Source organism: Pontimicrobium sp. MEBiC06410 (genome assembly GCF_053601615.1).
This window is the reverse complement of the sequence record NZ_JBSHNT010000149.1, coordinates 139,055-158,508: the sequence shown is the minus strand read 5'-3', so window position 1 is coordinate 158,508 and position 19,454 is coordinate 139,055. Positions and strand designations below refer to the sequence as shown.

Annotated in this window: 17 protein-coding genes; 11 read left to right on the top strand and 6 right to left on the bottom strand. The window is 31.1% G+C overall.

Going from position 1 to position 19,454, the window contains the following annotated elements:
• Nucleotides 1-23 precede the first annotated feature (23 nt).
• The 7 genes from tamL to ACVC08_RS09130 all read left to right on the top strand — a co-directional run bounded on the left by tamL (nt 24) and on the right by ACVC08_RS09130 (nt 10,760).
• On the top strand, nt 24-2,552 hold the full coding sequence (gene tamL, locus ACVC08_RS09160; RefSeq protein ID WP_452601810.1) for a translocation and assembly module lipoprotein TamL: 2,529 nt from the start codon (nt 24-26) through the stop codon (nt 2,550-2,552).
• Nucleotides 2,553-2,672: 120 nt separating this feature from the next.
• Nucleotides 2,673-3,740 carry a class II fructose-bisphosphate aldolase gene (fbaA, locus tag ACVC08_RS09155; protein ID WP_452599816.1) on the top strand — a complete coding sequence of 356 codons (1,068 nt, stop codon included), beginning with the start codon at nt 2,673-2,675 and terminating at the stop codon, nt 3,738-3,740.
• Nucleotides 3,741-3,910: 170 nt separating this feature from the next.
• Entirely contained in the window at nt 3,911-4,768 is an 858-nt protein-coding gene (accD, locus tag ACVC08_RS09150) for an acetyl-CoA carboxylase, carboxyltransferase subunit beta (RefSeq protein WP_452599815.1), read from the top strand.
• 144 nt (nt 4,769-4,912) lie between these two features.
• Nucleotides 4,913-5,527, top strand: coding sequence for a hypothetical protein (locus ACVC08_RS09145; protein ID WP_452601809.1), 615 nt, complete (start codon nt 4,913-4,915; stop codon nt 5,525-5,527).
• A 169-nt stretch (nt 5,528-5,696) separates the two neighbouring features.
• Nucleotides 5,697-5,966: a 30S ribosomal protein S15 gene (gene rpsO, locus ACVC08_RS09140; protein WP_452599813.1), complete on the top strand. Its 270-nt coding sequence runs from the start codon at nt 5,697-5,699 to the stop codon at nt 5,964-5,966.
• A gap of 171 nt (nt 5,967-6,137) precedes the next feature.
• Nucleotides 6,138-8,381: a polyribonucleotide nucleotidyltransferase gene (locus ACVC08_RS09135; RefSeq protein ID WP_452599812.1), complete on the top strand. Its 2,244-nt coding sequence runs from the start codon at nt 6,138-6,140 to the stop codon at nt 8,379-8,381.
• Between the two features lie 564 nt (nt 8,382-8,945).
• Nucleotides 8,946-10,760, top strand: a complete 1,815-nt coding sequence (locus tag ACVC08_RS09130) for an ATP-binding protein (RefSeq protein WP_452601808.1) — start codon at nt 8,946-8,948, stop codon at nt 10,758-10,760.
• A 30-nt stretch (nt 10,761-10,790) separates the two neighbouring features.
• Here ACVC08_RS09130 and ACVC08_RS09125 read toward each other — a convergent pair whose 3' ends face one another.
• Together ACVC08_RS09125 and ACVC08_RS09120 are read right to left on the bottom strand one after the other, a co-directional pair.
• Nucleotides 10,791-11,414: a hypothetical protein gene (locus ACVC08_RS09125; protein WP_452601807.1), complete on the bottom strand. Its 624-nt coding sequence runs from the start codon at nt 11,412-11,414 to the stop codon at nt 10,791-10,793.
• A gap of 10 nt (nt 11,415-11,424) precedes the next feature.
• Nucleotides 11,425-12,024: a hypothetical protein gene (locus ACVC08_RS09120; RefSeq protein ID WP_452601806.1), complete on the bottom strand. Its 600-nt coding sequence runs from the start codon at nt 12,022-12,024 to the stop codon at nt 11,425-11,427.
• A 119-nt stretch (nt 12,025-12,143) separates the two neighbouring features.
• On the opposite strand from ACVC08_RS09120, the gene ACVC08_RS09115 reads away from it, so the two are divergent.
• The 4 genes from ACVC08_RS09115 to rpe all read left to right on the top strand — a co-directional run bounded on the left by ACVC08_RS09115 (nt 12,144) and on the right by rpe (nt 15,416).
• Complete coding sequence (locus ACVC08_RS09115) at nt 12,144-13,112, top strand: hypothetical protein (protein ID WP_452599808.1); 969 nt, start codon at nt 12,144-12,146, stop codon at nt 13,110-13,112.
• Nucleotides 13,113-13,291: 179 nt separating this feature from the next.
• Nucleotides 13,292-14,155 (top strand): sigma-70 family RNA polymerase sigma factor, encoded by an 864-nt coding sequence (locus tag ACVC08_RS09110; protein WP_055435630.1) that lies wholly within the window; start codon nt 13,292-13,294, stop codon nt 14,153-14,155.
• A 133-nt stretch (nt 14,156-14,288) separates the two neighbouring features.
• Nucleotides 14,289-14,711, top strand: a complete 423-nt coding sequence (locus ACVC08_RS09105; protein WP_452601805.1) for a BLUF domain-containing protein — start codon at nt 14,289-14,291, stop codon at nt 14,709-14,711.
• Nucleotides 14,712-14,753: 42 nt separating this feature from the next.
• A complete protein-coding gene (gene rpe, locus ACVC08_RS09100; protein ID WP_452599806.1) occupies nt 14,754-15,416 on the top strand; it encodes a ribulose-phosphate 3-epimerase in 663 nt (220 codons plus the stop codon).
• On the opposite strand, the gene ACVC08_RS09095 is transcribed toward rpe, so the two are convergent.
• The 4 genes from ACVC08_RS09095 to ACVC08_RS09080 all read right to left on the bottom strand — a co-directional run bounded on the left by ACVC08_RS09095 (nt 15,413) and on the right by ACVC08_RS09080 (nt 19,433).
• On the bottom strand, nt 15,413-16,276 hold the full coding sequence (locus ACVC08_RS09095) for a zinc-dependent peptidase (protein ID WP_452601804.1): 864 nt from the start codon (nt 16,274-16,276) through the stop codon (nt 15,413-15,415). The two genes, rpe and ACVC08_RS09095, sit on opposite strands and share 4 nt — an antisense overlap.
• A gap of 78 nt (nt 16,277-16,354) precedes the next feature.
• Complete coding sequence (locus tag ACVC08_RS09090) at nt 16,355-17,137, bottom strand: fatty acid desaturase family protein (RefSeq protein WP_452601803.1); 783 nt, start codon at nt 17,135-17,137, stop codon at nt 16,355-16,357.
• Nucleotides 17,127-18,008, bottom strand: a complete 882-nt coding sequence (locus ACVC08_RS09085; protein WP_452601802.1) for a patatin-like phospholipase family protein — start codon at nt 18,006-18,008, stop codon at nt 17,127-17,129. Before ACVC08_RS09085 ends, ACVC08_RS09090 begins: the two co-directional genes overlap by 11 nt.
• A gap of 3 nt (nt 18,009-18,011) precedes the next feature.
• Nucleotides 18,012-19,433 carry a Dyp-type peroxidase gene (locus ACVC08_RS09080; RefSeq protein WP_452601801.1) on the bottom strand — a complete coding sequence of 474 codons (1,422 nt, stop codon included), beginning with the start codon at nt 19,431-19,433 and terminating at the stop codon, nt 18,012-18,014.
• Between the last annotated feature and the right edge of the window lie 21 nt (nt 19,434-19,454).

Genomic DNA, 19,454 nt, shown 5'->3' with positions numbered 1-19,454 from the left:
TAATCATTTTAAGGTTTAGCTATTTGAAACAACAGCATTCAAAAATACTACTATTTATTATAATTATTAGTTTTTTCACAGCTTGTAATTCTGTGAAACGAGTGGCATCTGATGAGCACTTATTAACTAAAACGACAATTACTGTTAATGATGAAACGGTTAATAACGAAATAACTAATAATTTACTGTACCAAACACCTAATAAAAAACTTCCTTTTTTAAACCTTCCTTTAAGACTATACATCTACAATACGGCAAGACCTAATATAGATTCTATTTTAAACGCGAGATTAGAAAAAAATTCAAAAAAAAGAAAAAAGTTAGAGCGATTTTTATCTAAAAAACAGTTGGATAAATATTTAGAATCTAGAAAAAAGTTTAATAATTGGATTAAAAGAACTGGCGAAGCTCCTGTTATTGTTAACGATACACTTACCAAAAAATCTTTAAACCGTTTAGAAAGCTATTATTGGAACAATGGATGGTTTGATGTAAAACTATCTTCTCAAACCAAAAGAGACAGTAACCAAAGAGCTAGTGTAGATTACAAAATTGAAACGGGCAAACCCTATACAATAGACTCTCTTTCAACATCTATTGCCTCCCCTGTTGTAGATTCTATTTATAAAACAGCAGAAAAAGAATCATATATAAAATTAAAAGAACGATATAAAACACAATCTGTTTTAGCAGAAAAGGAACGCATTACAAACCTTATGCGTAACTCTGGTGTTTATCATTTTTCTCAAGATTATTTTTATTTTGAAGTAGATACTTTTGGAAAAACCAAAACGGTAAAAATTGACCTTCAAATAAAAAACAGAGCTATTAGAGGAGATACTACAAGATACCAACCTTTTAATATTTATAATATAAAAGACGTTAATATTTATACAAATAGTTCTTTTGAAAACAAAGACAAACCTATAATAGATACCACTAAGTACGATGGTTTTAACATATACAGCACCGAAAAATTACGTTACACTCCAAAAACGTTAACCAATGCTGTTTTTATTAAACCAAATAGTGTTTTTAGAGATATTGCTAGACCTAGAACATCTAGAAAATTAAGTAATTTAAAAACATTTAGATACCCTCGAATAGATTATATAGAAAACCCAGACACAACGCTTACTGCTAATATTTATTTAACACCATTAAAACGGTTTTCTTTAGGTTTTAGTGCCGAGGCTTCGCAAAGTAATATTCAATCTGTAGGTTTTTCACTAAACCCAAGTTTAATAATACGTAACCTATTTAAGGGTGCAGAAACATTAGAAATTTCGGGAATAGGGTCTATTGGTGCTTCAAAAGATGGAGCGAATGATAGAGATCAGTTTTTTGATATTAATGAGATTGGTGCCAATTTAAACCTATCTATCCCAAGATTATTTTCTCCTTTTAATACCGAAAAAATAATACCTGGTTACATGTTTCCTACTACTAGAATTAGCATGGCAGCTACCAGCCAAACTAATATTGGTTTAGACAAACAAACTTTTACTGGTACCTTTAATTATAGATGGTACCCCAATAGTCGCGTAACTAATAGGTTTGATTTATTTAATGTACAGTTTGTAAAAAACTTAAATACTTCCAATTATTTTGGAGTCTATCAAAACTCATATAATACATTAAATACTATAGCAATAAATTCGGGTTATATTAATTCTGGAGAATCTTTATCTATACCCAATCAAGCAAACCAGTTTATTGAAGATGCAAGTAATGGTACATTAGGAACAACAATTACACCTAGCGATTTACAAACGGTAAATTCTATAAATGAAAGAAAAAACAGACTAACAGAAGACAACCTTATTTTCTCATCTAACTTTAACTATGTTAAAGACAAAAGAGACAATTTATTTGATAATGATTTTTCAATTTTTAGAGCAAAATTAGAATTAGCAGGAAACCTTTTTGCTGCAACATCTAGGATCTTAAATCTAGAAAAAAATGAGAATGGTAAATATGAGCTATTTAATGTAGCCTACTCACAATATGTAAAAACAGAATTAGATTATATAAAATACTGGGATCTAGGCAACAAAAATGTATTTGCTATTCGCACCTTTTTTGGTATAGCAATCCCTTATGGTAACTCCTCTAACATTCCATTCTCTAAAAGTTTCTTTGCAGGTGGCGCAAACGATAATCGTGCATGGACGGCATACAACTTAGGTCCAGGAAGTTCAGAAACTACAAATGAGTTTAATGAAGCCAACTTAAAAATTGCATTAAGCGCAGAAAACAGATTTAATATTTTTGGAGACTTAAATGGTGCCTTTTTTATAGACGCTGGTAATATTTGGAATGCTCTAGACGATGTAGAAGACAATGCAGCAACCTTTAATTCTTTTAAATCACTAAAGGACATTGCAATAGGAACAGGATTTGGCTTACGTTGGGATTTTAACTTTTTTGTTCTTAGAGGAGATATTGGCTTTAAAACCTACGATCCATCTTACAGAGACAGAAACAGGTGGTTTAACGACTATAATTTTTCTAAGGCAGTATATAATATAGGTATAAACTACCCTTTTTAACCTATAAAATTAACATATACAACTACAACGTTTTCGGCGTTTTATATCTACTTTTGGCGACTAATAATCAAAAAAATGTTTACTTTTGGGCTTCAATTTTTTTCAATTAAAAACTAAAACATGTCACACCAAATAAAACCAGGAGTAGCAACAGGAAAAGAAGTTCAAGCTATATTTAAACTAGCAAAAGAAAAAGGATTCGCTTTACCAGCAGTAAATGTGGTAGGGTCCAATTCTATTAACGGTGTTTTAGAAACCGCTGCAGCTTTAAATGCCCCAGTAATTATTCAGTTTTCTAATGGTGGTGGCGTTTTTAATGCAGGAAAAAGCCTAAGTAACGAAAACCAAAAAGCGGCAATTGCTGGATGTATTGCAGGAGCAAAGCATGTACACTTAATGGCAGAAGCTTACGGAGTTCCTGTTATTTTACATACAGATCACTGTGCTAAGAAATTACTACCATGGATAGATGGATTACTAGACGCCAGCGAAAAACACTTTGCAGAAACAGGGAAATCATTATACAGTTCTCACATGATTGACTTAAGTGAGGAGCCTATTGAAGAAAACATAGAAATATGTAAAACCTACCTTGAGCGCATGAGTAAAATGGGGATGACTCTAGAAATAGAATTAGGTATTACTGGAGGAGAAGAAGATGGCGTAGACAATAGTGATGTAGATGAGTCTAAGTTATACACACAACCAGAAGAAGTTGCTTATGCATACGAAGAGTTAAGTAAAATAAGTGATCAATTCACAATTGCAGCAGCATTTGGAAATGTACATGGTGTTTACAAACCAGGTAATGTAAAATTAACACCAAAAATATTAAAGAACTCTCAAGAACATATTTCTGAAAAGTATGGAGTGCCACACAATCATATCGATTTTGTATTCCATGGCGGATCTGGCTCTACAGTAGAAGAAATCCGTGAGGCTATTGGATATGGGGTAATAAAAATGAATATTGATACAGACATGCAATATGCATTTATGACTGGAGTTCGTGATTATATGAAAGATAAAGAAGCCTATTTACAATCTCAAATAGGAAACCCAGAAGGAGAAGAAGTCCCAAATAAAAAACATTACGATCCAAGAGTATGGTTACGTAAAGGTGAAAGTACTTTTGTAGAAAGACTAAAAAAGTCTTTTGAAGACCTTAACAATGTGAATACTTTATAAAATAATTTAAAGCCTTACCACTTAATTAAAAACAAAACTTTAATTTTGCAGTTAGGCTTTATTTATTTTCATTTGTTAAATATTAAATAAATGATGTCTTTTAATAAAACGATATAGGTTGATACAGCTATCATTTATATCCTTAAAACATTAAACCGTAAATAGATATTATGGCTTGGTTCAAAAGAAAAGAAAAAGGTATACAAACCACCACAGAAGAGAAAAAAGACATTCCTAAAGGATTATGGTATAAATCTCCTACTGGAAAAGTAATAGACTCTAAAGAACTAGAAAAAAACTTTTATGTGAGTCCTGAAGATGGTTACCACGTAAGAATAGGAAGTAAAGAATATTTCGAAATATTATTTGATGATAACAAATTCAAAGAGCTAGACGCTAAATTAACTTCGAAAGATCCACTTAAATTTGAGGATACTAAAAAATATCCAGACCGTTTAAAAGCTGCTCAAGAAAAAACAAATCTAATAGATGCCGTACGTACAGCCGTTGGTAAATCTAAAGGAGAAGACTTGGTTATTGCAGCAATGGATTTTAGCTTTATTGGAGGTTCTATGGGTAGTGTTGTAGGAGAAAAAATTGCTAGAGCTGCAGATTACGCTTTAAAAAATAAACTTCCATTCATGATTATCTCTAAATCTGGAGGAGCACGTATGATGGAAGCAGCCTTATCATTAATGCAATTAGCAAAAACATCTTCTAAATTAGCTCAATTAGCAGAAGCTGGACTACCATATATTTCATTATGTACAGACCCAACAACTGGAGGTACAACAGCATCTTTTGCTATGTTAGGAGATATAAATATTGCAGAACCAGGTGCTTTAATAGGTTTTGCAGGCCCAAGAGTTGTAAAAGACACTACTGGAAAAGAATTACCAGAAGGTTTCCAAACTTCGGAGTTTTTATTAGACCATGGATTCCTAGATTTTATATCGCATAGAAAAAATCTAAAAAATAAGATAAATTTATATATCGATTTAATAATGAATCGACCACTAAGAGCATAACTACAATAAAAAAAAGCGACCAATGGTCGCTTTTTTTATTTTCATTACTTTATAAATACGTTATTAAATCACGTATATATACCTAATAATTAACAAGCCATAATATTTAATTTAGAACATTCAAAACAATTAAAACTTAAAATTATGGCAACATATAGCTTAAAAGTAGTAAACAATAGCGTAAACACAGGAGACATAGCTCTTTTTCAATCACCTCCAGATGATTCTCTAGACCTAATGTCTACAGCTTGGTTAACAAAATTAGTCAACCCTAATACTACCTTACAATTTATTTGGGAGCAAGACTACAATCTTGTTTGGGATGAAACTGGTAACCTAGAACCTGGCGTTACTTTTAACGCTTCGCAAGTAGTACCAGCTAGTTTAAAAGATAATAACGAAATAATGTTTACTAAAAGAGATGGAGCCTACCAATTCATTAATCAAAAAAAGGCAGCAAAAGACGATGCTTTTATTATAAATTGCGATGGTACTATTCCTAATAAAAAAGCAGCTGTAGGTATTGGCATGTCGGGAGCTCCAATTTTACTCAGGCAAGCGCAACCCAATATCAATTTTAGCTTTATACCTAGTACTCCTCCAAAATACTGGATTACTTTTGGAAAGTATACACAAGGACAAGTTATAGATACTACTATTATTTACGCTCAATCCGCATCAATTGTATTCCCTGCTAATGTGTATAAAATGACAGCGACACTTAATCCAGATAATACCTGGACCATAACACCAAATTAAATTATAATAAAAAGTAAGAAATACGTGAAGAGATAACCACAAACAAACTTAAACAGAATTCTATACTTAATTTATTAAATAGAGATATACTATTAAATAAAAATGATTATATTTGCCGCTTGAAAGAAAAACTTTCATATACATAACAATCATTTACAACAATATTAGAATGTATTTATCAAAAGAAGCAAAAGAAGAAATCTTCGCAAAACACGGTAAAGGAGCAAACGATACTGGTACTGCAGAAGGACAAATTGCATTATTCACTTACAGAATTAACCACTTAACAGAACACTTAAAAAACAATCGTAAAGATTATAATACAGAGCGTTCATTAGTAAAACTAGTAGGTAAAAGAAGAGCTTTACTAGATTACTTAACTAAGAAGGATGTCTTAAGATATCGTGCGATAGTAAAAGAATTAGGATTAAGAAAATAATCTAAATAAAAGACCACGCCTTCGAGCGTGGTTTTTTCTTATATAATAACTCGTTTTGGAAGAGTTTAAACTCCAAAATTGAAGAAGCTAATTATAGTTTTTCATTGGTCACACAACTACTACTACACAACAACACAACGACCATTGTTTAATTAGAATTAAAAAATATTTATGATTCCAAAAGTTTTTAGAGAGGTCATAGACCTTGGAGATGGAAGAGAAATTTCTATCGAAACCGGAAAATTAGCAAAGCAGGCTCATGGTTCTGTTGTTGTTCAGTCAGGAAACTGTATGTTATTATGTACGGTTGTTTCAAATTACAAACAAGCAGATGTAGACTTTTTACCATTAACGGTAGATTACAGAGAAAAGTTTGCAGCAGCAGGTCGTTATCCTGGTGGTTTCTTCAAAAGAGAAGCAAGACCTAGTGATGGTGAAGTATTAACGATGCGTTTAGTGGATCGTGTATTACGTCCATTATTCCCAAAAGACTACCATTCTGAAACTCAAGTAATGATTCAGTTAATGTCTCATGATGATGATGTTATGCCAGATGCTATGGCAGGATTAGCAGCTTCTGCTGCAATTCAATTATCAGATTTTCCATTTGAGTGCCCAATTTCTGAAGCTAGAGTTGGCCGTATTAATGGCGAATTTATTATCAACCCAACCAGAGCACAATTAGAAGAATCTGACATCGATATGATGATTGGTGCTTCTGCCGATTCTGTAATGATGGTTGAAGGTGAAATGGATGAGATTTCTGAAGAAGAAATGACAGAAGCTATTAAGTTTGCTCACGAAGCTATTAAAGTACAATGTGCTGCTCAAGTAAAATTAGCTGAAGCCTTTGGTAAAAAAGAAACTCGTGAATACGAACCAGAAAGAGAAGATGCCGATTTAGCAAAGAAAATTCATGATATGGCATACGACAAAGTGTATGCTGTAGCAAAAGCAGGTTCTTCTAAAAAAGAAAGAGGTGCTGCCTTTGGAGAAATAAAGGAAGAAATTAAAGCTACTTTTTCTGAAGAAGAATTAGAAGACTTTGGAGGGTTAGTTTCTAAATACTACTCTAAAGCAGAAAAAGCTGCTGTTAGAGATTTAACATTAAATGAAGGTTTACGTTTAGATGGACGTAAAACAGATGAAATTAGACCAATTTGGTGTGAGGTAGATTACTTACCATCTACACACGGATCGTCTATATTTACACGTGGAGAAACGCAAGCATTAGCAACAGTTACTTTAGGAACATCTAGAGAAGCTAACCAAATAGACATGCCATCTTACGAAGGAGAAGAGCGTTTCTATTTACACTATAACTTCCCTCCTTTCTCTACTGGAGAAGCGAGACCAATTCGTGGAACATCTCGTCGTGAGGTAGGACACGGAAATTTAGCACAACGTGCTTTAAAAGGAATGGTTCCAGAAGATTGCCCATATACTGTAAGAGTAGTCTCTGAAGTATTAGAATCTAACGGTTCGTCTTCGATGGCTACAGTTTGTGCAGGTACAATGGCAATGATGGACGCAGGTGTACAAATGAAAAAACCAGTTTCTGGTATTGCTATGGGGTTAATCTCTGATGCAGATTCTGGAAAATACGCAGTACTATCTGATATTTTAGGAGATGAAGATCACTTAGGTGATATGGACTTTAAAGTTACTGGTACTGCAGACGGTATTACAGCTTGCCAAATGGATATTAAAGTAAAAGGATTGTCTTATGAAATTCTTGTAAATGCTTTAAAACAAGCGCGTGATGGTCGTTTACATATTTTAGGTAAATTAACAGATACTATTGAAACACCTAATGAAGATGTTAAGTCTCATGCACCTAAAATGGTTACTAGAGTTATTCCTAACGAATTTATTGGTGCTTTAATTGGGCCAGGAGGAAAAGTAATTCAAGAACTTCAAAAAGAGACTAATACAACTATCGTAATAAACGAAGATCCTGTAACAGAAGAAGGTATTGTAGAAATATTAGGTACTGGACAAGATGGTATTAATGCTGTATTAGCAAAAATTGATGCCTTATTGTTTAAACCTCAAGTTGGTAGCATTTACGAAGTAAAAGTTATTAAAATGCTTGACTTTGGTGCTGTAGTAGAATATACAGAAGCTCCAGGAAACGAAGTGTTATTACACGTAAGTGAATTAGCATGGGAACGTACAGAAAATGTATCCGATGTTGTAAACATGGGTGATGTTTTTGACGTTAAGTACTTTGGTATAGATTCTAGAACACGTAAAGAGAAGGTCTCTCGTAAAGCAATTTTACCAAAACCTGAAGGCTACAAACCTAGACCGCCAAGAGAAAATAACGATCGTGGTGGACGTGATAATAAAGGAAGAGATAATAGAGGCGGACGTGATAATCGTCGTGACGATAAAAAGCCTAGAGAAAATTAAAAAGAGTAAAACTCTTTATAACTAATTACACATGAAGCCGTTTAAAATAATTTTAAACGGCTTCATGTATTTAAAAAAGCAGTATATTAACGCCCCCATATAAAAAACATTCAAATTAGTAGGGTATGTTACTTATAAACTGTTTTTTATAGCAGGATTCATCGCTCCTAAATAAAAAATAATAGTAAAGAATTCCCTAAATCCTCTACTTAAAATGACCAAAAAGAACATAATTGCATTGCTATTATTGTTATTTAATACAATTTTAATAGCGCAAACAAGCAAAATAAGTAGAGACAGCATCTTATCTGTAATAAATTCTGGTTTTAAAAACATTGGTATTGATAAATAGATAAAGCTATTTATGAACTTAATATAAGCTTAGAGTATGGTAAGGCTAATAACGATAATCAAATCATCAAAAATTCTGCTACAGGACTTGGAGCTGCATATATAGCTTTAGATAATTTAAAGAAAGCCAACACCTACTATAATATAGCTCTAAACATAAGTCCAGAAACTATAACATCCGCAGATTACAATAATATTGCGAATTTGTTTGAATTGAAAAAAGACAGCGTTAGCGCTATTAAATATTACAAACTTTCTAGAAAGCTATGCATTAAAAATAAAGATTCTTTTAAAATAATATGGCCAGCTATAAACTTAGCTCTAATTAAACATAATCAAAAAAAATACAATGAGGCTACTTTTTATTTTAAAGAAGTATTGGATAATTTTGTTCCAAACTCATTACATCAACCCCAAATTTTTATAGACTCTAATCTCTATCTCGCAGAAATAAATACAAGGGATAAAAAATATAATGTAGCGCATTCTTACTTAAATAAAGCAGACTCTTTGTCTTTAACACTTAATAAATATGAAGAATTATTTAACTCAGAAAAAATTCGTTATAATATATACAACCAAACAAATCAACCTCTAAAAGCTAAAGAATCTTTACAAAAGCAAATTGAATATATTAGTGTTAGTAAAGACATACAACAAAACAAACTAATTAAAAACAGCAAGCTAGAACAAAAACTATTAGATAAAGAAAGAACGCTTGAATTTACAACTAAACTTAATAACACTCAAAAAGAGACGCTAAGAAAGACCCGCCTTTTCACATATATTGTATTAGTATTTTTAGGTTTAACATCAATAATATTGTATTTATTACAACGCAGTAATTCCTCTCGAAAAAAACTAAACGATGATTTAATCGCTAAAAACAAAGTATTATCTGAAGCTAAAGAAAAAACGGAATATGCTTCAAAACTAAAAGAGAATTTTTTCTCTACTATAAGTCATGAGTTAAGAACACCTTTATATGCTGTTACGGGAATTACAGATATTTTAATCGATGACAACCCAAAGGAAGAGCATATACATTACCTAAAAACATTAAAATCTTCTGGAGAGCACTTACTAGGTTTAATAAATAATATTCTACAAATTAATAAGTTTGATGCTAATAAAATTGAAATTAATACTATAGATTTTAATATCCGATCGCTCATTAGTAATATTAAAGAGTCTTTAAGTTATTTAAAAACAGAAAACAATAATCAGATACATATAGATATCGATGAAGCAATTCCAAGCGCATTGCAAGGAGACTCTTTAAAAATTGCACAAATAATAGTAAACCTTTTAAATAATGCATTAAAATTTACTAAAAATGGTAATATTTGGATTATTATTAAATGTATTGAAAAAACAGAAAGTACTGTTAATTTAAATATAAAGGTTAAAGATGATGGTATAGGAATCTCTAAAGACATGCAAGCCCAAATTTTCGAGGATTTTTATCAAGAATCTATGAGGTTAGACAGAAACTACGAAGGTACAGGACTTGGTCTAGCCATTGTTAAACGTCTTCTTAATGCTATGGGAAGTGATATAAACGTAAATAGTACTCCTTTAGAAGGTTCTACATTTTATTTTGATTTAACGTTAAATATAAAACAGAAAAACACTGTCGTAGATCGTAAATTAAAAGAACACATAAATTTAGAAGGCAAACATTTTCTAGTAGTCGATGATAATGCTATAAACCTAATGATAACTAAACGTATTTTAGAATCTAAAAACGCAAAAGTAACAGTTGCAGAAAATGGTTTTGAAGCAATAAAAAAAGCAAAAGAACATATTTTTGATATTATATTAATGGATCTGCATATGCCCAAGATGAATGGCTATGCAACGACCAAAGAAATAAAACGCTTTAATACGACAACCCCAGTTATAGCGTTAACAGCTGAAACTTTAGATAATAGTAAAAATAAAATTACAGAATCTGGTATTGATAGTATTATTACCAAACCATTTGTAACTGAGAATTTCTTTAATGTGATAAAGAAGTTTCTATAAATACATCTAGCAGATATAAGGTTCATTGTTTTATAATCCATAAGTTAATCCAAGAGTTAGGTAATTCATACCAAAATTAGAAGGAAATCTCTTTTTAAATAAGTTATAGGGTACAAAGAAATAATCTAATTTCAACCCTATATTACTCTTAAAAATAGAGGTTCTTATGGCCGTTCCTATATTAACAAAAATTGTCTCAGCTCCATACACACTATCATTTTCCTCCTTAGGCTTCCCTGTTTCAATATCGGTTTGAAAAAATCCAACGCCTAAACCAGATTTAACATCCCAATAAATTTTCTTATTTATTCTTTTAACTTTGGTAAGCCATACACCCAATACGCCACTTAAAGCAGTTCCTCCTTCTAGCTTTTCGTTATCAGTAAAATATACAATCCTTTTTTCTTCTTTTGGAATAAATAAAGAGGTTCCTATATCTATTCGTAACTTTTTGTCTACTGGAAACCCAATATAAAACCCAAACCCTATGCTTTGCTGCAATGTGTTAGATAAATTGCCTACGGGAATAAAAGTGTTTAACTCTAAAGTATAGGCACTAGCTAATTCCCAATTATAATTATCTGTATCTATATTTTGCGCAGAACTTGTTATGCTAAACATAAACATACCAAGTATAAAAGTTATCTTTTTCATCTTCAAATTTTTATTGTATTCTTTCAAATTCAAAAGATGAATTATATCTATGTCCAGATCCCATTAGTAATAAAAATGCACCCTCATTACTTACAGCCTCATTAACAATTAAATTATTATTATTTGAAATGGCCAATCTTCTCTTATTATTTAAACAACCACCAAAAATATATGGTATACCATAACAATCAAGTTGTTTATTATCTAAATAGAACATCCCTTTTCTTAACTTACCAGCTAATTGAGCTTCTTTTATTAAAATATTATTTTCAAATAACTTTACAGATAAGTTATTTTTAATTAATTCTAATTGAACGAAATAATCATTTTGATTATAAGTTAAATTAGACGACTTGTTTTTTTCTTTCCAATACTCATTAACAATCTCTCTATATATGTTAGTATACTTTAATGAATCTTTATCTACATTTTTAAAATTCTTACCAAACCTTTTACTCGGATAAATTTTATATTTTCCACTTATTATAGACAAATTCCCTTCAGAAAGCTTGCTGTAATCTTTTGAGAATTCCCGCTTAGAAAATGACGCACAACTAGTAAATATTGTCATTATTAGTATACCTACTGGTAAAATAAATTTTGCTTTCATAATAATTCAGTTTTAAATTTAATTCAAAATTATTGCTATAATCACACAACTAATGATTATAATCACCAATCATGTATATATTATTTGTGATAATCACAAATAATATATATTTTTAAAACATGTTTCAAGCCACTTTTCTTCTGCATTTAAAAAATGAATTACCCGAAAACACTTCTATTATAGAAGCGGTTGCAACTGCCTTACAAATAAGTTATGATGCCGCACATAGAAGAACGAGTTTAAAAAGCAAACTCTCTTTAGATGAAAGTGTAATGTTAGCTAATTATTACCATTTATCGTTAGATCGCTTATATGAAACTACAGGAGCTCAATTTGTTTCAGTAGAAAAAACAAAGCATATAGAACATGAAAAAGAGTTACAATTATATTTTGAAGAGTCGTATAACTCTCTATTTCCGCTATTAAAACAACACAATAGCAGAATTCTATATTCTGCTAAAGACATTCCTTTATTTTATAATTTAAATGGAGATTTATTAAGTCGCTTTAAATATTATGTATGGCTTAAATTATTAGATCCAACATTTACAAATAAAAGCTTTGAATCTTTCACTCCAAGCCTTTCTCTTATTAAAGCTGGCAAAGAATTAGGGAGCTTATATCAAAACTTAAACACTAGCGAAATTTGGGATATAACAACAGTTAATAGCACCTTAAAACAAATTCATTTTTATTTTGAAGCTGGACAAATAGAAACAACAACAGCCTTAAACATGTGCGAATTGTTAAAACTACTAATACAAAACGTAGCAAAAAAAATAACTTCAAGTAATGAAAAATTTCAACTATACTATAACGAGTTACACTTAATGAATAATAATGTATTAGTGAGTACCCCAGAGATACAATCATTATATGTTCCCTTTACTTTATTATCATACTACAAAACAAGCGACAAACAAACCTGTAAAGAGGCCGAAGTATTTTTAAGTAAACAATTACAAAATTCTAAGCTATTAAATACTGCTGGAGAAAAAGAACGCAATTTATTTTTTAATAAAATTCATTCTAAAATAAATGCTTTACAAAAACTAATAGAAGCCACACAAGTATTAGATTTTGAATAAGTTAACATTTAAAATAAAATAATATTGCTCTAAACCGAACTATATAATGAAATAATTTAAACATAAAAAAAAGCCTTAAATAAAAATAATTTAAAACTTTTTGTAACAAAATGTAATCTTTATACGTATAACCATTGACAGCAAATTATTTACCTACAAAAAAATCACACATATTTTAGATGAGACAACTTAAAATTACCAAGCAGGTAACCAATAGAGAGACCGCTTCTTTAGACAAATACTTACAAGAAATAGGAAAGGTTGATCTTATTACAGCAGACGAAGAAGTAGAATTAGCTCAGCGTATTAAAGCTGGCGATCAAATCGCTTTAGAGAAATTAACTAAAGCAAACTTACGTTTCGTTGTATCTGTTGCTAAGCAATATCAAAATCAAGGGTTAACATTACCAGATTTAATTAACGAAGGTAATTTAGGATTAATTAAAGCCGCACAACGTTTCGATGAAACTCGTGGATTTAAATTTATCTCTTATGCTGTTTGGTGGATTCGTCAATCTATATTGCAAGCGTTAGCTGAGCAATCTCGTATTGTTCGTTTACCGCTTAACAAGATTGGTTCTATTAATAAAATAAATAAAACTTTTGCCTTTTTAGAGCAAGCACATGAGCGTCCGCCAAGTGCAGAAGAAATTGCAAAAGAATTAGATATGACAATTAACGATGTTAAAGAATCTATGAAGAATTCTGGACGTCATGTTAGTATGGATGCGCCTTTAGTAGAAGGTGAAGATTCTAATTTATACGATGTATTAAATAGTGGAGAATCTCCAAATCCAGACAGAGAATTATTACACGAGTCACTACGTACTGAAATAGAAAGAGCTTTAGAGACATTAACTCCGCGAGAAGCAGATGTTATTAGACTTTACTTTGGTTTAGGAAACCAACACCCAATGACATTAGAGGAAATTGGAGAGACTTTCGACTTAACGCGTGAGCGTGTAAGACAAATTAAAGAAAAAGCAATTCGTAGGTTAAAACATACATCTAGAAGTAAAATATTAAAAACTTATTTAGGATAAAATAATATCCTAATAACAGTAACAAACAGTTATTCATAACTGTTCGTTTTTTGATTGATGAAAGAACCCACGGCTGATTACCGTGGGTTCATTTTTTATAAATAAGTATAGCTCCCCTCTAAAACAATAAGCTATGCTAAAAACAATATGCTATGTTAGTAGTTCTGATATGGATTTAAATATCAGTGATTTAAATGAATTATTTAAAACTACTATAAAAAACAATACCCATTCAAAGATTTCGGGTATCCTAATCTATAAAAACGGTAATTTTTTACAAATTATTGAAGGCGAGGAAAACCAGATAGATAAACTTTACACAAAAATATGTTTAGATGCTAGACATCATGGCACCATTTTAATTATTGAAACAAAAATATGTGATCGTGTTTTTGATAATTATAGTACTGAGTTTCCTATAATTAATAACAATAAGCAAATGTTAAAACTAAAACATTATCTTAATTGGCTCAAAGAAGCAGAACTACATAAGGTTAACAAACTTATTAGAATAATAGAAAACTTTATTGAAATAAAAGTATTGACAGCAATATAATTCTATTATTTTTGCTGAAACAAACAACTCAACAATACTACAATGGCTTCAAAGTTAATTGCCCCTTCGGTACTTGCGGCAGATTTCGCAAACCTTCAACGTGACATAGAAATGGTTAACAGCAGTGATGCAGACTGGTTTCATATAGATATTATGGATGGTGTTTTTGTACCGAATATCTCATTTGGTATGCCTGTTTTAAAAGCGATATCAAAGCATGCTACAAAAACCATAGATGTACATTTAATGATTGTAGATCCAGATCGTTATATTAAAACCTTTGCACAGTTAGGTAGTAATGTGCTTACAGTGCATTACGAAGCATGTACACATCTACACAGAACGCTACAAGCTATTAAGGCTGAAGGCATGCAAGCTGGTGTTGCATTAAACCCACATACTAATGTAAATGTCCTAGAAGATACTATAAACGATATAGACCTAGTATGTATAATGAGTGTAAACCCTGGTTTTGGAGGACAAAGTTTTATTGAAAACACCTATAATAAAGTAAAGCAATTAAAAGAACTTATTGCTAAAAAAGGAGCTAGCACCAAAATTGAAATAGATGGAGGGGTTACAAATAAAAATGCAAAAGCATTAGTAGATGCTGGAGCAGATGTTTTAGTTGCTGGTAGTTATGTTTTTAAAAGCGACACTCCTGCAGAAACTATTAAAGGCTTAAAAGCTATAGCTAATAGTTAATAGCCATTAAAATTAAAGTTAAGCATTTCCTTAACTTTTGTATAAACCTCTGGAAACTGGCTTTTAAATTCGTGAGGCGTTTCTATAAATGTCTCTATTATTACAGATATAAATTCAAAGTGGTTGGTATACGCATAATCTCTTAAATATTTTGATGTTACCAACCGCTCTTTATAATCTCCATTTTTTTCAAGAAACTCTGTAATCTCTAAAAAAGTATTAAAAAAGATAATAGCTGTAATTCCTTTTTTCTTTAAACAGCTTATATGCAGTGCGTGTATAAACTCATGTATACCGAGGTTTAAATTATCGTTATCTATCTCGTAACCATGTAAAAAATCTTCCCAAGAAAACACAATAGCTTTAAAAGCAGGGTTAAACTCCCCTTTATGGTATTCTTTATTTGTATTAGAAAAAAACACTTTAGGGTATAATAAAACCTTATCTATTAATCTTATTTTATAATCTCTATAACCAAAAGTAACCATTGTTGCCGTTGCAGCCACAAGCACCTTCATTCTATCGGTAACTTCCAAATTATCTTTACCAATAAATGTTTTATTATTAATAAATTTATTTACTCGATGCTCAAAATAACGCTGGTATTTGGGAGGTAATTTTTGATAGAATTTAAATTCTTTTTTTAACACACTTAATTGCGCTTTTGGCAATGATTTTAACTTTAAATACACGTGATTAAAAAATGGCCTTTTATGTATTGAAGCATATCTATATTCTAAACTTAAATATATTCTGTAAAACACTAAAAGTATTAAAAATATGGTCGCAAATAATAAAACATATTTAGTTACTAATGGATTTTCAAATTCTTCTTGGGCAAAAATTAAGAGGCGATTCATATAATATAAGTAGGGAAAATCCTGTTTAGGTTACAACTATTTTAAGTTTTTATGTAAGCTAAAATATGAAAACAAACATTAAAAAGTAGACTTCTTCTCAAGTTCTGGTAATACTTGATCTATTCTTTTAGCTAGCTCTGGTAATTTTATTGTGGGGATTGCGGGAAATAAATGATGCTCTAAATGATAAAACATACTAAATGTAATTTTATTTTTCCACCCTTTTCGTTGGGTTCTTGCAAAATTTGGATTTTCTTCTGTATCATGATGTACTGTCCAAACAGCAAAAAAGGCCATTAAAAACTCTCCAACAATCATTACAGATACATGATAAATTAGAAAATCTATTTTAAAATAAAATATTAGCGTTAACATTATTGCTATAGAAACTAATTCTAGCAATACATTACGTACATACTTTTTATTACCAATTTGTAAAGCAACCTTATGAATTAAAAACATATGTACCGGCCCATATAATATTGCCCCATACCAAGTCATCCCTGCGGATTTCCCTTCGTAATCCTTATCTGTTAAACAGTATTTATGATGCCTTATATGATTAAATTTTATAGCATGAATGGAGGCTACCATTAAAATACTGTTAATGTATAAAGAGAGCCAAGTTAAAAACTTATTTGTTCCTAATGCATTATGGAATCCATTATGCACCTGCCGCAATCCTGTTAAGAAAAAAAATCCAGAAAAAGGTAATGCTGCCCAATAATAACCATAGTAGGCTAACACAATAGAAATAACAAACCACGGAATGGTAAGGTTATTTTCTATTAACATCTCTTTGAGTGTTAAACGCCTTAAATCTTTCCACTCAACACTATTTAATATTTCTTTATGCGTCATATATTAAATTATCAAAAAAAGCTGTTGTTGCATGTTTCCCCGAATTATATAAATTGGTTTTCTGTTCTTCGGTTAAGTTAAAATCGGTAGCAGAAATACCTAAGTCGTCAACATTAACTGTTCTTTCTTTATCTGTTGAATCTCTTTCGAAATCAATTTTTTGGGTATCTAATAACATTCCAAATACAGCTTTAACGTACCCTAATAAATGATCGTATTCTAAATTATTATTTGTTGCTGGTCTACCCAAATCTCCAAAATGAAAGCCTAATGTTTGCATATTCGCTTCTTCTTGATCAAAAGCAGTAATTGGATAATTATAAGTTAACCCACCATCTACATAAATATGATTGTCTGGTATATTATTAGTAAAAGACCAAGCTTTAAAAAACAATGGAATAGACATTGAGGCTCTCACAGCTTCGGCTACTATTGTTTTTGGTGTTTTCTCATAAGAGAACTCTCGGGCTTGTTGCATATTTAAATCGGAAGAAAATACTCTTAAATCTTTACACCCCAAATTTTTTAAATCTTCAAATGTTGCATTTTTATTTCCTATTTTTTTTTCTATAAATGATTGAATAAACCCTAATAAAAAATCACCTTCATACAATCCATAATGTATAGGTATACGAAGTGGATTCCAGTGGTCTTCAAAGCCTTTAAAATCTGTAGCTCTTACGACCTTAGTTATGGTTGCCGCATCATAATTTAAACTCACTAAAGCTGCTGTTATCGCTCCCGCAGATGTCCCAGCTACTCGCTTTACACTTTGCAATATGTTTTTTGCCTCCAATACCTCTATGGCTCCTGCATAAGCGATACCTCTTACACCTCCACCTTCAAAAACAAGATTCTCTATATTATTCATAATTTAAATGGTTGTTAAATAATTAATAACGGTTAACGAAGGGAAAAAGAAATACCCGCCTCCTTTTATTGTTACAAAGCGTTTCCAATTATCTATATATTGATTTACCGGCTCTGCTTGTATAGTAAATTGCCCTTTACTATTATTAGGGTCTCCTTCTGGTGGCACACCAATAATAACATCAATATCATTACTTAAATGACGTAATTGATTATTATTAGACCATGCATGTTGGATAAATTCAAACTGCAATTCTAAATTAGCATTAAAACATATAAAACATAATCCCTTTTCTGTTTTATCGCTTCCATCTACCGCTGGTATTTCATAATTTCTACCTCTTCTAATTATGCGGTGTCTCCTGGTTACTTTTAAAGACTGTTTTTTATCATACCATCTAAAGGTATCTCTAGGATTATTTCGCCTTAAATGAGAGCCAAAGGGGCATTTTAATCCATCTGGATCTTTATCTGCATAACCAAAATCATCATTATTAAAATCACCTTCAGGCTGCTTATCTGGGTATAAAACTAATGAAGCGCCATTTGGCCATCTGCCAACGCATTTCGCCGCCAATTTAACACTAGCCTCTTTATCTATATCTCCATTTTCTTTTCTTGTTTTGTCTTCCATGAACTCCCAAAACTCCTCAACATGCTGTTCCATTTGCCTAAACACCATAAAGGTTCCATTATGTCCTAAATCTTTTTTTCCAGAGCCCATAACATCGTCTTTTAGCAAATTACTATTGCCTTGGTTTACTTCTAGCAAAGGTGAATATGGGTATTGGTCATGTTCATTTAAATAACCCATTAAAAATTCCCCCGTTTTTATTAAATCGTTTTCTGGACTTGGCTTTCCCGATCCTTTAATAACTGGTTCCGAAATGCCATCATGAAATCCAAAAGGTTCTTTATTATCTTTTCTTAAATGTGCTTTTATTTCCTTTGTTATAGTTATACCGCCTATAGTCGCTATACGTTGTTTTTCTTCTTTTAAAAAATTAGTTAATGCTTGCTCATCTTTAGCATGAAAAATTAAAGTCATGTGCAATGCCTCATCATTTGCTCCCCATCTCCATTTACTTGGGTCGTTTTCACCATAATCTCCTAAAATCCTGCTTCTATCTTCTGTTACAACACCTTCTATAAAAGGCACAGGAAAACTTGCTACATTTTTATCTGCTAACCCTAATGCCCCTAATCCCTTTGGAGTAAAGGCTAAATGCAAGGTTTTTTCTGGATGAGTTGAAATGTCTCCAGAGTCTATTAATGGAAAAATGTCTTTAATCCATGCTTTTGCTTTAGTTGCATCTGTAATTTGTAGTAAAAAATAAGCTGTTTCATATAGTTTCCCATAGCCACGAGTAACCATACCTTGTATATCGTTTAAATCTAATGTTCTTGGATTACTAATTATTCCCATTATAATATGTCTTTTAAAATT

Bases quoted from the DNA above. Each gene is read 5' to 3' on its own strand.
- rpsO (WP_452599813.1), top strand. From the start codon at position 5,697: ATGTATTTATCAAAAGAAGCAAAAGAAGAAATCTTCGCAAAACACGGT.
- ACVC08_RS09095 (WP_452601804.1), bottom strand. From the start codon at position 16,276: ATGAATCGCCTCTTAATTTTTGCCCAAGAAGAATTTGAAAATCCATTA.
- ACVC08_RS09115 (WP_452599808.1), top strand. From the start codon at position 12,144: ATGTTTCAAGCCACTTTTCTTCTGCATTTAAAAAATGAATTACCCGAA.
- ACVC08_RS09085 (WP_452601802.1), bottom strand. From the start codon at position 18,008: ATGAATAATATAGAGAATCTTGTTTTTGAAGGTGGAGGTGTAAGAGGT.
- ACVC08_RS09145 (WP_452601809.1), top strand. From the start codon at position 4,913: ATGGCAACATATAGCTTAAAAGTAGTAAACAATAGCGTAAACACAGGA.
- ACVC08_RS09120 (WP_452601806.1), bottom strand. From the start codon at position 12,024: ATGAAAGCAAAATTTATTTTACCAGTAGGTATACTAATAATGACAATA.
- fbaA (WP_452599816.1), top strand. From the start codon at position 2,673: ATGTCACACCAAATAAAACCAGGAGTAGCAACAGGAAAAGAAGTTCAA.
- ACVC08_RS09105 (WP_452601805.1), top strand. From the start codon at position 14,289: ATGCTAAAAACAATATGCTATGTTAGTAGTTCTGATATGGATTTAAAT.
- ACVC08_RS09125 (WP_452601807.1), bottom strand. From the start codon at position 11,414: ATGAAAAAGATAACTTTTATACTTGGTATGTTTATGTTTAGCATAACA.
- ACVC08_RS09090 (WP_452601803.1), bottom strand. From the start codon at position 17,137: ATGACGCATAAAGAAATATTAAATAGTGTTGAGTGGAAAGATTTAAGG.
- accD (WP_452599815.1), top strand. From the start codon at position 3,911: ATGGCTTGGTTCAAAAGAAAAGAAAAAGGTATACAAACCACCACAGAA.
- rpe (WP_452599806.1), top strand. From the start codon at position 14,754: ATGGCTTCAAAGTTAATTGCCCCTTCGGTACTTGCGGCAGATTTCGCA.
- ACVC08_RS09080 (WP_452601801.1), bottom strand. From the start codon at position 19,433: ATGGGAATAATTAGTAATCCAAGAACATTAGATTTAAACGATATACAA.
- ACVC08_RS09110 (WP_055435630.1), top strand. From the start codon at position 13,292: ATGAGACAACTTAAAATTACCAAGCAGGTAACCAATAGAGAGACCGCT.
- ACVC08_RS09135 (WP_452599812.1), top strand. From the start codon at position 6,138: ATGATTCCAAAAGTTTTTAGAGAGGTCATAGACCTTGGAGATGGAAGA.